The organism is Limosilactobacillus sp. (genome assembly GCF_051873035.1).
Lineage (GTDB): Bacteria > Bacillota > Bacilli > Lactobacillales > Lactobacillaceae > Limosilactobacillus.
In genome coordinates this window covers 1-13,589 of sequence record NZ_JBJEEL010000022.1, presented here as the reverse complement: position 1 = coordinate 13,589, position 13,589 = coordinate 1, and the positions used below count along the sequence as shown (strand labels likewise).

Annotated in this window: 10 protein-coding genes, 1 tRNA gene and 1 pseudogene; 1 reads left to right on the top strand and 11 read right to left on the bottom strand. The window is 46.4% G+C overall.

What is annotated here, in order from left to right; all coding sequences use genetic code 11:
- Positions 1-232: 232 nt before the first annotated feature.
- From ribB to ACI31H_RS02325, 11 genes and pseudogenes are all read right to left on the bottom strand, one after another.
- Complete coding sequence (gene ribB, locus ACI31H_RS02375; RefSeq protein ID WP_283594906.1) at positions 233-895, bottom strand: 3,4-dihydroxy-2-butanone-4-phosphate synthase; 663 nt, start codon at positions 893-895, stop codon at positions 233-235.
- Positions 896-1,105: 210 nt separating this feature from the next.
- Positions 1,106-2,203, bottom strand: coding sequence for a low temperature requirement protein A (locus tag ACI31H_RS02370; protein ID WP_439770395.1), 1,098 nt, complete (start codon positions 2,201-2,203; stop codon positions 1,106-1,108).
- A 142-nt stretch (positions 2,204-2,345) separates the two neighbouring features.
- Positions 2,346-3,269: pseudogene (locus ACI31H_RS02365) on the bottom strand (IS30 family transposase).
- A 373-nt stretch (positions 3,270-3,642) separates the two neighbouring features.
- The gene (locus tag ACI31H_RS02360) at positions 3,643-3,855 is read right to left on the bottom strand and encodes a hypothetical protein (RefSeq protein WP_439770394.1); all 213 of its coding nucleotides are present in this window, start codon (positions 3,853-3,855) and stop codon (positions 3,643-3,645) included.
- An 83-nt stretch (positions 3,856-3,938) separates the two neighbouring features.
- Positions 3,939-4,571 carry a hypothetical protein gene (locus ACI31H_RS02355; protein WP_003674460.1) on the bottom strand — a complete coding sequence of 211 codons (633 nt, stop codon included), beginning with the start codon at positions 4,569-4,571 and terminating at the stop codon, positions 3,939-3,941.
- Between the two features lies 1 nt (position 4,572).
- On the bottom strand, positions 4,573-5,592 hold the full coding sequence (locus ACI31H_RS02350) for a relaxase/mobilization nuclease domain-containing protein (RefSeq protein ID WP_439770396.1): 1,020 nt from the start codon (positions 5,590-5,592) through the stop codon (positions 4,573-4,575).
- Positions 5,593-5,733: 141 nt separating this feature from the next.
- Positions 5,734-6,324, bottom strand: a complete 591-nt coding sequence (locus ACI31H_RS02345) for a hypothetical protein (protein ID WP_439770393.1) — start codon at positions 6,322-6,324, stop codon at positions 5,734-5,736.
- A gap of 736 nt (positions 6,325-7,060) precedes the next feature.
- Positions 7,061-7,133, bottom strand: a tRNA-Thr gene (locus ACI31H_RS02340).
- A 192-nt stretch (positions 7,134-7,325) separates the two neighbouring features.
- Positions 7,326-9,560, bottom strand: a complete 2,235-nt coding sequence (locus ACI31H_RS02335; protein ID WP_439770392.1) for a DEAD/DEAH box helicase — start codon at positions 9,558-9,560, stop codon at positions 7,326-7,328.
- 15 nt (positions 9,561-9,575) lie between these two features.
- Positions 9,576-10,916 (bottom strand): ATP-binding protein, encoded by a 1,341-nt coding sequence (locus tag ACI31H_RS02330; protein WP_439770391.1) that lies wholly within the window; start codon positions 10,914-10,916, stop codon positions 9,576-9,578.
- A 13-nt stretch (positions 10,917-10,929) separates the two neighbouring features.
- Positions 10,930-12,789 carry a TerB N-terminal domain-containing protein gene (locus ACI31H_RS02325; RefSeq protein ID WP_439770390.1) on the bottom strand — a complete coding sequence of 620 codons (1,860 nt, stop codon included), beginning with the start codon at positions 12,787-12,789 and terminating at the stop codon, positions 10,930-10,932.
- Between the two features lie 201 nt (positions 12,790-12,990).
- Here ACI31H_RS02325 and ACI31H_RS02320 point away from each other — a divergent pair, with 201 nt between their 5' ends.
- On the top strand, positions 12,991-13,434 hold the full coding sequence (locus ACI31H_RS02320; protein ID WP_439770389.1) for an ISL3 family transposase: 444 nt from the start codon (positions 12,991-12,993) through the stop codon (positions 13,432-13,434).
- Positions 13,435-13,589: the final 155 nt, after the last annotated feature.

Genomic DNA, 13,589 nt, shown 5'->3' with positions numbered 1-13,589 from the left:
TCAGTATTATTTATTTGAGTCCAGTGGCTAACTTATTCTTGAAATTTAGGAAAAAAGCAAAAAGCATTCATTCATAGATAAAATGTATAATACTAATTAATTTAGGTAACTATTTCCTTATTAACGCAAAAAATAATTGTTTAAAACTTAAGAACCTCTCCTTCCTTACCGGTAGTCTAAGTAAGAAAGGAGAGGTTCTTATTTATAGGTGAATAATTTTATCTAGAATCAGTTATGCATTAACCTTTGCCAAGCTAGCAGCGTAGTCGATTCCCTTTGCGTCAAGGTATTCGATGATTTGACTGATGGTGAGGAACGGAACGTGAACCCGCTGGGCAAGTTCAGCTAGACTGTCACGGCGAGCCATCGTGCCGTCTTCCTTCAGTACTTCAATGATCACCGCAACGGGTGCCTTGCCAGCCAGGTATGCCAGGTCCACTGCTGCTTCCGTATGGCCGATCCGGTCGCGCAGGCCATGGGGTTGAGCATAGAGTGGCTGGATGTGACCAGGGTGGTTGAAGTCGGTAGCCTTAGCATCTGGCTTGGCGATCTGCCGAATAGTTGCCGCACGGTCATAGGCCGATACCCCGGTCGTTACGCCAGTCGCCTCGTAGGTTCCATCAGTGGTAACCATGAACGGTGTTTGGTTCGGATCCGTACTGTGTTCCACCATCTTCTTAAAGCCCAAGCGGTGGGCAATACCTTCACTCACTGGCACGCACATCAGCCCGTTGGCTTCCTTCAACATCTCATAAACCGTATCAGCCTTGATGCCATCCCCTAACGCAACCAGGTCACCTTCGTTTTCCCGGTCTTCGTTATCGGCGAGGATAATGTAACCACCGTTTACCAATTGGTCCAATGCTTCTTCGACGGTTGAAAATTGACTCTGCATAATTGAATGACTCCTTTGAAATTCGCTAAGCAATAAGACAACAACATTCGAATGTGTCATTATAATAACGAACATTTTTCTTTAAATCAACCTGTTTTTAAATAATTTATGAACTATTTCAGTGTTTAAAAATTTAAAGTTCGCTTATATTGCTGAGATAAAAATGTCCCCAGCAGATGAAATACCATCAACTGAGGACACTTAGAGAATTCATTTCCGCGGCACTATCTTAAATAACAAGTAGCCGCATTGTCCCAAGCTTGCCAGCGCCAAGCCACAAACAATGCCCAGGTCACTACGCCGCCAAGCAAAGGCAACACTAATTCCAACGACAAGAATAAGCGCAAGCCAGCAATAATCGCTCTTGCCTAGCCTTCCCCGCCGATTGTAAACGCCATTGAAATATAAACAAATGTAATAAGCAATCAGGCCCACCGACAAGAATACCCACAGGAACGTTTGCGAAACCGCTGAAATAGTCAGGTAGTCCAGTCCTGCGGTCATGGATAGAAGCGCAACCACCGTGAAGACATGCGAATACATCAGAACAAAGCCCCTGGTTTGCTGGTGGTGGTTGATTAGCAACTCACTTTGAATGATATAAGTACCAAATAGCGCCGCCACGAAGGCAAAGATCGCCAGCGCCAACGGATTCACCAGGGTACCAGTGAAATAGCGAGTCACGTTTACCAACATTTCCCCAAAGGTAATGATGATAATCAAACTCAACCGCTCCACCAGATGTGGAAAGTTAACCTTATCAGGTACAAACTGTCGGTAAATTGTCAGCGGCATCAAGAAACCGATCAAGCCGCCAAGAACACACAGATAGATTCCGTACCGGTACCCAATCACCAGACCGGCCAGTACAGCAATGAATTCCAACGATAATGTGATTGTAAAGGCGCGCACGCCGCGGTCCTGGAGTGGATTGCTGCCTGAACCGCACAGATATTGCCAAATCAGATTAGCAACAATCAGAAGAACCGCCGTATTGAACGTCCGGAAGGTGGTAGACCATTCCGTGTTGATGTTATTCGCCAGGTAGGTCATCGCATACATACTAATCAATAAGCCGATATTATCAACCAGCCGGCTTTCCCCAAAGCGGTTAATATAAAGGGCCTGGTATAGCCAGATCTGCATCACGATGATCACCACAATCGCGAATTCCAGATATGGAAGCACCGGTAGCCCACCAGCAGCCGGATAATGGATCATCGCGGTAATTCTGGAGATGGCATACACAAAGATCAGATCGTAGAACAGTTCCAGCATTGAGACTCGCTTGGCAACAATTGCTTTCATCAGCTTCACCTCACGTGATTTTTATATATCATAACATCGATTAATAGTGTCTCCTAGCGAATCAAGAATATGCCATACTAGGAATCAATTATTTCCTGGGAAATTTTAAAAATGGCAGATTGCAAGAAATAACTTGAACAATTTACTGACGTAGATTAAGCAGAAAGATCTCAATTGGTGAATGCCAGTTAAGACATCTAAGCGGTCGAGAGTTTAAGTACCAATTAATATGAACCAACTCGTTGTCACTAAGCTCTTCAATCGGCTTTCCTTTGGGGATAAAGCGACGCAAAACCCGGTTACGGTTTTCGTTACTGCCACGTTCGTGAAGCGAGTAGGCGTGGGCAAAGTAAACCTGGGTACCGGTTAATTTCTCAATCGCCCGGTAATCCGCAAATTCTTTACCGTGATCCACGGTTAGGGTCTTAAGCTTTCCGTTGAGTTGATGAGCCAGTTCCACTGCCGCCTGTTTCATTGATTGGCTATCACGCCCGTTAAGCCGTTTAACGATTGTCAGCCGACTTTTTCGTTCTACAAAGGTTGCGATGGCTTGTCCTTTGCGTTTACCAGAAAGCACTGTATCAGCTTCAAAATGACCAAACTCCTGGCGAGTCTCAATGTCTGCTGGACGTTCTTCAATCGATCGCCCAGGACTAAAAGTACCACGCTTTTCTTTAGCACGATGTCGACGAATACCATGATCTGGTAAGTCTTGTAGTTGGAGATCAAGTAGGCCTTGATCAATCCAGTTATAGATTGATTTATAGGCGATTCCGACAACGTGAGCGACCTGTTCAGCTGACCATTTCTGGACTTTAATTTTCTCTTCAATCAATCGCTTAAGATTGCTAGTTAGAGAAGGTTTTCTTCCTCGTTGAGACACTTTCTGCTCAAAATCAGCCTGCGCCAGCCGTGCTTGATAAGCGACATTTAAACGGTGCAGTTCGTTGAAGATGGTCGTCTTACTAAAACCGAGGTAAGTAGCGATGTATCATATGGAACGTTTTTCATTATGAAGCGTTTCAATGACAACCCGATCGTGAAATGATAAAATAGTAGTGCCCATAAAGGTCCTTCTTTCAATGGATTTAGTTAAGCAACACCATTAAAGACCTTTATGGGTTTTTCTGTCCACTCAAATGTTCAACTTAAATTTTACAATCTGCCTTATATACTCATTTCATGGTAAAATAAAAAGGTGCACTGGCGACCACCAATGCACAAGATGTCAACTTAGGAGCTGATACCCTTGAGGGTGTACTCTGTTGCGCTTGGCTGGTGGTGTATTGCCGTACACCAGAACAAGAGCGCTACCGTTAAGCTATCAGCCTAATTGTTGAATATAATATATTCTGATTACGCTTATATTATAGCATGGTTTAGCGACTTTGACGACCGTCTAGCTTTAGGGCTAGGCGGTTTTCTGCTTTAAAGCATGACTATAATTCCAGACCGTCGTCCTTTTCCTTAGTTGCTTTTGCCTTCTTCTTTCGGTTTGCTTGCTTTTGCTGTTGTAACTCCTTATTACGTTTAGCCGCTAACAACCGCGCTCGTTGTCGCTTCTTTTGATATAACCGTGCTGCTTCTAATTGCTTATTATGTAGTTCAAGCTGTCGAATACGTTTCTTTTCGCGGGCAGTTTGAGTGTTCACAACTCTTCATGTTGGAATTTTCTTTGGCTTTTCAAGCAATTCATCAAGCTGCTCATCACTCATCATATTCACATCGAATGACATTAACTCCAGCCCCCTTTCTTATAAATTTTCCAATCCAAAAATGCACACATTATTAAGCTAATTGGTGCTACTGCTAACTTTTGCCATCCGGGCGTAACCGCAACAACGGCCACTAAGATAACCAATTCGATGCCAAAGACAATAAGGAAAGTCATGAAATTACCCAACATAGTGGCAATTTGTCTCACTGATTGCTGACTTGCTTTAGCACTAAATTTGGCACTAGCGCTAGCTTCTTCAGCACTTTTACGTTCGTTGGCAAAATTCTGACTTACAGCTGTCTTAATGATTTCTTTTACCGATAGTCCTGTATCTTTTTCTAATTGCCGATAAACGTCATTAGTAACTTCCTGGGTATGGTGGGTGATTCCATCACGCATGGCTAAAATTAGATTACGCATAGTGGGCACTAGCTGATCATTAACCACTTGAGTATAATTCTCTAGATATTTACTGGCTTGGTCCAGATCTGCCACTTTTGCAATGCACTCTTGGGTCTTCTGATCCAAGTTCTGTTCGCGTAAGTTAATATCAGCCTCAAGCCCACTAATTTTCTGGTCCATCGCGTCAACACGGCCGACCAGCCCATCTGAATAACCAATGGCTCGGGCATCAGCTACTGCTTTAACCACTTTAGAGCTCTGGTCCTTCAGCTGTTCTTTTAGTGTTTGCTTGCTTTCGTCGAGCTTGTTGCTCAAGCTGTCGACGTTCTTCGACACTCGATTGACGTCGCCTTGCTTTGCTGACTCGTCGATGAGATAGTCTAGCTTTTCCGCGAGATCTCTGTTTCTGCTCTTCAGCCTTGGCGGCTTCACTTCGTTGTCGGTTGAGTTGGTTGAGTCGCTGTTGTCTAGCAGTTCTGATTCGAGCATCTCTTGCCATCGTTTTGATTTTTTCGAATTCTTCATCTTTTGATTGTCGTCGTTCATTAGTATCTTCCTCCACTTCTTTCTGCTTAAAGTAACCTGTTAAATAACTTTTAGTAAACGTTTGGCCCAAACCGCGAGTTGACAAAACTTCACCATTTTGTTTATCTACTCGTTGATAAAAGTCACGAACTTTGTATGACTTACCATGAACTGTTTGATGGTAAGTCCAGGCGCTTCCCTTCTGGCGTTCAGTCACGGTTATTCCAGCATCGTTTAAGCGCCGGATAAACTCCTTAAGTGAGTTTACTTCGCACCTAACTTGTGCGATTATCTTCTTTAAATTCTGTTGCCATTCAGATCGTGTTGTTAAATTATTAACATCTTGTCTTTCTTGTTGGTTATGTATTGGATTAGTCCATCTGTGACCTGTAACAAATTGGTAGTTATTGATCATTTCACGGTCAAAGCTGGATCGTAGTTTATGTATGTTGAAACGATTAGTTGGAATTGTTCGACCATTTGACTTGATGGTATTAAAAACAACATGTGCGTGTAGTTTTCCACCTTCGCTGTCTGCTTGAATTGCAATTATAGACTGTGCATCGGCAAAATGCTGATGAATAAAGTGCTGAACCAGCACCAATGCTTGTTTAGCTTGTAGGTTAAGATCTGAAGTGTCAAATTCATCTTCTGAGAAAGAAATAATTAAAGTTTGCGCTTGATACTTTCGTTTGGGATTGTGGGCTCTTTTTAGGTTAGCCTTAAATTGTTTTTCCAAGTACACGCCATTTTGCGTAGTCGTAACACTACCATCGGGGTTATGCAACAGCTTAATGTTAAAGCCGTCACACGCTAGCACTCGCTGCAACGTTTTTTTGTACTATGTGGTGGTTCCTGAAACAAATATTGTAAACGTTTATAGCTACTACGACACGAGTGAGTTTCCAGGACTGACAACTTCACCACCTGCTTCCAGCTTAGCTTGTCCGGTATCATTTTTTAGATTGATGATTTCTTGTTGCAATTCAGCTAAAACACGACTATTTTCGACTAGCTGCTTAGCAACCCACCGCCATAAGTCGTCATCGGTTAAATCGTCATCTTCTTGTTCGGCTTGTTGCTTAGCGGCATTCAAAACATGCGCAATCTGGTTAAGATTATTCCCCGATTTCGTAATTGTATACATAATAGCTTGGAGTTGTTGCTGAATATCGGCATATTGATTACGCACGATAGACAACTCCGACGATGATTTAGTATCTGTCAGACCATGGATTGCCTCAACTAACGGTAGCCGGTCTTGATTATTCAATTGTTGGACTAAAGCCGTCACGGCATCACGCTTACCCTTTTGCCAGTTCTCTTTAGCTTGCATTAATAGCTTCTCATCCTCAATCATTTGTCGCACTGCTTTCGAAGTACCTGCAATACCAAATTCACGCTTTACCGATTCAAAATCGGCAAGTTCATTTTCACTTAATCGGGCTTGAATCAATTTATTCTTTAATGGTTCCATCCATTCTTGACCTCCTCAGTTTGCCTGACGGCAAAAGAAATTTTCAGTCTTCACGTGCTCGTGACAACGACTGACTAAATTCCTCATTTCGTCGGGTTCGTTTGTTTTTTGTATTGGTCTATACCAATTATTCAACTATATTATAATACAAGAACAAACGAACTTGCAAGCAATTAAATTCGTAATATCAAACAAGTTTGTAATACGAATTATAGCTTGGCGAGGAGCCTGCGAGGCTTCCCTGCACCCTGTCGAGCGATCAGATATTACATTCAAAAATGAGTACCTCGAGATTGACATTCAAGGTCATTTTTGAGATTTCATATCTGATTTACTTATGATTTCGCCATAAGTAACAACAACGACCAGCTGTACTTGCCAACTGGACCAACAATTTCTTTTTGAATCACCAAAAAGAAACAAAAAATGACTACCTTATCAATCAACGATAAGGTAGCCAACAGTCAATCATATCGTAATATTGATTTTCAACACACCAGACACACTGACAATTAGCTTATAAATGCTGATATATCAGGTGTCGAGGCCCCTTCTAATTTTTCAGACACACAACTTTTGTTCTTCTCGTCCAGTGTGTCTGATATTGTGTCTGAGGTGTAATTTAGATCAATATAAAAAGAATTCATCTTAATATCAGAAGTATCAAAAAAGCCTTCATATCAAGCTTTTAACAACCTGACATGAAGACTTCTGAACACTTATAAAGTGTAATTTATGCTGACTAGAGGATTCGAACCTCCGACCTCATCATTACTAATGACGTGCTCTGCCAACTGAGCTAAGTCAGCAAATTACCAGCGAATATTAGTATAACATACCCGCCCGTAAACGCAAGCCCTAATTAATAAAAAAGGGCTGTGACTTAAATCTGTTATATAGCCACGCGGTACACAAATGGCCTCAAGTATTCGGGAAATCCAAACGCTTGAGGCCTATTTGTGTTCGCGGGGGTGTGAGTCAACGACTTCTGTCACACTCCTTCAATCTTTTCTTTGGCATAGCCGAGCCACACACTTTTTCATCTCAGCGACGTCTAAAATACTGTGGGCAAATTCCTTGCATACCAGCTCATCTGGCAAGTATTCATCATACTTATCAAAGACCGGAACTTCCTTTGGGTATAGCAAGTCTAACGGATCAAAATCCTTTGCTGCTTCCTCCGCCACGACCTGAAAGAACTCTTCTTCACTGGCATCCATTGCGAATTCCATAAAGTATGGCCGGGCCGAGTTAAAGCCCCGCAAGTTGAGCCGCTTGGCACACTTAATCCGCAGTAACCGCTCTAAGGCAAGGAAGGCGTAACTCCCGGTCCACGGGAATAAGCACCACATTTTACCACCCAGGTTGATCAGCTGCTTGTTCGGCAGGCCGGCAATGTTACAGGTATCTCGAACCTGGGTTAGCCGGGCCCGGGCATTCTTCATCAGGTACGGATACAACTGACTCTCTGCCAGGACCTTGCGCATCCGCTCCAGGATCCGGGGGTGAATGTCACCTGGTACATCCCCAAAGTAGGCCGGGATCCGCCCCTTCACACCATGGCAGTAAACCTGGTGGCGCTGGCGGTCAATATCTTCCACGACCCAAACGCGCCCGGCGATCGCAATTTTATCACCAACCGGCGGCGGCTTAACGATCGTCCCCAGCTCTTCTGAGCCAGCATGGACACTGAATTCCTCGTTTTCCTGAAAGACGGCGTAGAATTTAAAATTATTGACCACCCGTTCACCAGCCATACCGACGATCAGGTCACCACGTTCCGTTCGCTGAACCTGGTCCGTCTTAATGAGGTGCCGCAACAAGACCCGGTAATCATCCTGGCTAACGTTGCGGAAATAGTTTAGTGGCAATACCCGTCCCGCTAGCTCGGCCGGGCTCATTTCACCACCGGATGCTAACGTACTCATCGTCTGGTGGTAGAGCAAACTATAGGGGAGACGGTTCGGTTCCGGCGGTTCCACCCAGCGCTCTTCAAGGTAGAGCTGGACGAGGGCAATCCCCTGTAGTAGTGACCACGGAATGAGGTCCGGCAGCATCGCCCGGGACTCCGGGTGTTCTTCGCGCATTACAAAGTGCATCTCCGGTGGGTTCCCCCGGCGGCCGGTCCGTCCCATCCGCTGTAAAAAGCCGGAGACGGTAAAGGGGGCATCGATTTGAAAGGCCTGTTCCAATTTACCAATATCAATCCCCAGTTCCAGAGTAGCTGTAGCACAGGTCGTCAGATAGGAATCATCGTCTTTCATTGCCTCCTCGGCAGTCTGGCGAAAGGAGGGCGACAGGTTACCATGGTGGATCAAAAAGCGGTCGGGTTCATGCTTGGCCGCACTATAAGAACGAAGCATCTGGCAAACCGCCTCGCACTCCTCCCGACTGTTGGTGAAGACCAGGCTCTTTCTACCACGAGTATGTTCAAAAATATAACCAATCCCCGGGTCAGCCAACTCCGGAGCCGTATCGGTCTTAGGCTCTACCGGGGCCGCCGGGTCAAAGCCCTTGCTCGCGGCCTGCGGGTCCGTTTGGTAAAAGTGCTCCATCGAAAGACGCCAAACCTGCCGGGTGTTTTTTACACGGGGAACCACGGTCCGGTGTCCACTGCCGGCGCCCAGGAACTGCGCCGCCGCCTTCAAGTTACCAATTGTTGCGGAAAGGCCGATCCGCCGGGGCTTAACCCCTGCTAACCGGCTCAGACGTTCAATTAGGCAGAAGGTCTGCCCACCACGGTCACTACGTAAAAACGAGTGCAGCTCATCGATCACCACAAAGCGGAGGCCGTGGAAGAGGTGGGGAATATCCATGTGCTTATTGATCATGAAAGATTCCAGCGACTCCGGCGTAATCTGGAGGACACCGGATGGATTCTTCAACATCTTCCGCTTCTGCGTCTGGGCAACATCCCCGTGCCAGCGCCAAATCGGGATATCCGTATCAGCGGTCAGGTCAGTCAGGCGGCCGTACTGGTCATTGATCAGCGCCTTTAGTGGGGCAATGTAGAGGCAACTAATGGAGTCAGCCGCCTGATCATTAGCCATTTCGGTTAGGATCGGGAAAAAGGCCGCTTCGGTTTTCCCGGCCGCCGTGGACGCCGAAAGCAACACATTGTGGTCGGTACCGAAGATTTCCTCAGCAGCCGCCACCTGGATTGGCCGGAGCTGCTGCCAACCCTGACGGTAAATATAGTCCTGAATAAAGGGCGCGTAATGTGCAAAGACGTCCATCCTGGTTGCTCCTTTCTAAATAGTAAATTCAGTATAATCCTGGCCGGACTGGTCCGGATCCGCCGTCGAATCTTCACCTTCTGTCAGGCCCTTAAACTGGTCTGAATCCAGTAGGTCACTAACCGTGGTGGCCGGATTTTGGTAAACGATATCCAGCAGCTCAATGAAGTCCCGGATCACCTCCCGGGGGGTAATCTTAGTATCGGCGCCGATCCGCCCATACTCAATCTTAATGAACTTAGCTAGCTCGTCTTCGGTAATCTGCCGGTCATAGTTGTACAGACGGGCGTGCATCTCCGCTAGTTTTTCGGTCAGCACCAGCATCTCTTCCGCCGTTAACGGCTCCAGTTTAATTACCGGCGCATACATATCCTGGGCCCCCACGTGGGCAAACTTACCCTCGGTCAAGCGTGAGCGCAGGGCCTCGTAACTGTAAACACCACGCCGTTTATCCTCGACGGCCTGGGGAGTTCCACACATGAGGATTCCTAAGTACTTCGCCTTCCCCTGCAAGGTGTCATTGTACATGGTCAAAATCTTTTCGTAGTTGTACTGCCGGCTAATGCTATTGGGGATCTTGTAAATATTAACGAGTTCGTCAATCATGATTATCAGTCCCGCGTACCCGGCCTGACGGAAGAAGTTAGCAAATAGCTTCAGGTATTCATACCAGTCACTATCACTGATAATAATGTTGACCCCCAGTTCTTGCTTAGCCTCCGTCTTGTGAGTGTACTCGCCCCGGAACCACTTGACCACCTTCGCCTTCGTCTCCTCATCGTCATCAAGGTAGGCGTGGTAGTACATGTTTAACAACTTAGCGAAGTCAAAACCGTGGACCAACTCACTTAATGATGAAATGACGGCCGCAATCTTTTTATCGACGGCGGCACTAAAGTGGGGGTCATCCTCGGTTAGGCCGGTTTCGCTTGCGACCGTTTGTAGAACCGTGTTGATCCAGCGGTCCAGAATTAAGGTCAGAGCCCCACCTTCTGGCCGGGTCTTGGTGGCCAGGTTTTGGATTAGCTCCCGGTAGGTAGCCAGGCCCTGTCCCTTCGTACCTTGGAGCCGCCGCTCAGGTGAGAGGTCACCATCGACAACCACAAAGTTTTTATCCATTACGTAATTACGAACTGCCTGCAAGAGGAAACTCTTACCCGCGCCATAACGGCCGACGATGAAGTGAAAGGAAGCACCGCCCTGGGCAACAACGTCAAAGTCGTGAAGAAGGGCCGCAATTTCATCCTTACAACCGACCGTAATATAGGGGAGGCCAATCCGTGGCACTACCCCGGCTTTGAGTGAATGCAGTACTGTTTGGGCAATCCGCTTAGGTACCCGTTGTGTTTCGGCCATTTATCGTCACTCCTTAAGTTAAAAACATTTTTTCTAGGTCTGGCCGGTAGTCCGCAATTATCTGCGGCTGGTCATTGGTATCAAATTCAATTACGTCATCACCCACTTCGTCAAACAGGGTCGCATTAACTTGGTCCGCCACTATGGAGACCATTAGGTGGTGCTTTTTAAGGTAGTCTTTCCACGGGGTCCCTTGTAAAAGCGCCCGAAGTAAGAAAAGCTGGTCAGTAGTCAGGCCGTGCCGGTCTGCTTGTGGAGAGGTCCCATCATGGGGTGTTGGTACGGTCGGCCGGGTGACTGGCGCTGGTGGTGTTGTAGCCTGTTTTGGTACCGCGGCCTGCTCCTCCTTAATAGCCTGCCGTTCCTCAGCCGTCAACAGGCGGGCCTGGGTTTCGGCCGCTGCTTGCCGAATCTGTTCAACGTCGCCCAGATCAACTTGAACCTGGGGCCGGCGCGCTTCCTGCAGCTGTCGTTGGTAATCCCGAATTCCCTGGTCAACGGCCGTTAAAACTGCCTGTGGTAACCAGCGGGCCTTCAGTGGGTGTCCCAGGTTGAAGCGCTGGCGGACGAGCCGGTCAAGCTCATGGAGAAAGGCGTTTAAGTTAGTCGTTATTCCCGGTTGTGCGCTAAAGGCCTGGCAGTAATATTGTCGACCCTTAAACTGGTAACGGCGCACCGAATCCACCGGGTATTCGGCCATTTGCTGCCGGGGATGAAAATAGAAGACCGCGTTACCAAAGAAGAAGTTACTGGTAAGTTGCTGACGTGCAACGTAGTGGTCGAAGTATTGTTGTCCCTGACCATTGGGAAGCTGTAACACCGTTTGCCAAACCTGCTTTAATAGTGACTCAAAGTGGGTGGTTGACTTTTGATAAAGTCGGCTATGCTGAAGGTAGGTTGAGTGGTGCGCAAACGCGACCGTTAACTTGGCAGCAGGATAATCTTCAGGGTGTAAAAAGATATGGAAGTCCCGGTCAGCCGTCAGTTCTGCTGCGAAAACCTGGTTAGCAATTTTATGATCCAGCCGGTAGTAAAGGACGTAATCGTGTAGCCACCGGTCCAGGTAGTTTTCCATTTTACGATCAAACTGGTCGGCATACTTATCCTTAAAGCAAAGTAATTGGCGAAAGCCCGCCTCAGGGGTACTGACCCCGATATTATTTAATAGTTCGTAAATGTATAGGTAGGCATACGAATCCGCAACGGGGGTAAATTCTCCCCGCCGTAATTTGGTCCGCCAGGTAAAGTAGGTCCGGAGCTGGGCCGTGTCCAATGTATGGTAGGTTGGAAAGTAGCGTTTCAGTGGGACCGTGCCGGGATAATCATCCTCGTAATCGGCTAAAAGTTGGCCCTGGTCATAGAAGTTCTTATCTCGTCGCTCGCCAGGAAGAAGTGAATAATCATAGGCCGTCAAAGCCCTTTGCAGGGGTGCTGGAACTTCATCTTGGTGGGAAATGCTATGATGATCAACTGCTTGCGGAATAGTTTGTGCCTGGTAGTGATCATCGCTGTTGCCCTCCGGAAGGATGACGTATTGCTGCTGGTTCATTTCTTCCCGGCCAGCATTAACTGCCGCCCTAAAGGCATAGTCAACAATATTTTCCACTGCCCGATCACTAACCGCGCTAAGGTCAAAGCCAACCCATTCCCGATCGTGATGATAAAAAGCCTGGCCAAAGCCGGGAAGGTCCCTGATGGCATCAGCAAAACTATAGCATTGTACATCAATTCGCACTGACTGTTGACGGTGAAGTACCATAAACGGCGCCTGGCCCTTTTTTAATGCCAATCCCTCACCACCATTTTCTGGGAGGTCCGTAAAATGGAGTCCATACTTATTTTTAATCAATTTTACCAGTGATTGGTATTCCACCAGACGACACCTCCCCGTACATACGTTCTGATTATAGCAAGGATCATATTTTTTGTGAACTCTGGAATAGGTTACAGGATACAAAAAGGTTCTATGATATTCGGTAAGGATAAGCTGTACCATTGATTTAAAAATAAAAAAGACAACTGTCTTAAGTTATCCCCATAACCACTCAGTTGTCTTAGAAAAGATATATTCCTTATGAATAAGGATATCAACTTTTGGACCGGAATCAAGGATCCTTACTTAATTACCTACACTTTATCCAATCAAGAGGTTGTCGAACAGCTACTCGATTTCTCTCCAGATCTAGGGGCTGCTTACGAATACTACCAAGACTTAATAGCCGCGATTGGTAACCATAATCAGGCTTTATTGGACCAGTTAATCAAGCGGAATAATTTACCAATCGCGATGAGACGAGTTAAGCGAACCCTCGCCAAGCACCGCCAGGAGATCATCACCAGCTTTCACACCCAACTAACCAACGGGCGAATCGAAGGTACCAATAATAAAATCAAGGTAATCAAACGAACCGTATATGGCTATCGTAACTTCTTCCATTTTCGAATCAGGATTCCCGTTTCATTAAAGACTTCCAATCTCATGATGCGTGAATTATCAAAAAGAGAACCAGACCAATAGCCAAAGCGGCTTAGGCTAGTTCTCCAAATTCTTTTCATCCTTACCGATTGATAAAGAGCCTACAAAAAAAGGACCGTCAACTGAATGACGATCCTTTTTCACTTGGCGTGGCAACGTCCTATCCTCGCAGGGAGCGATCCCCCAACTACTTTCGG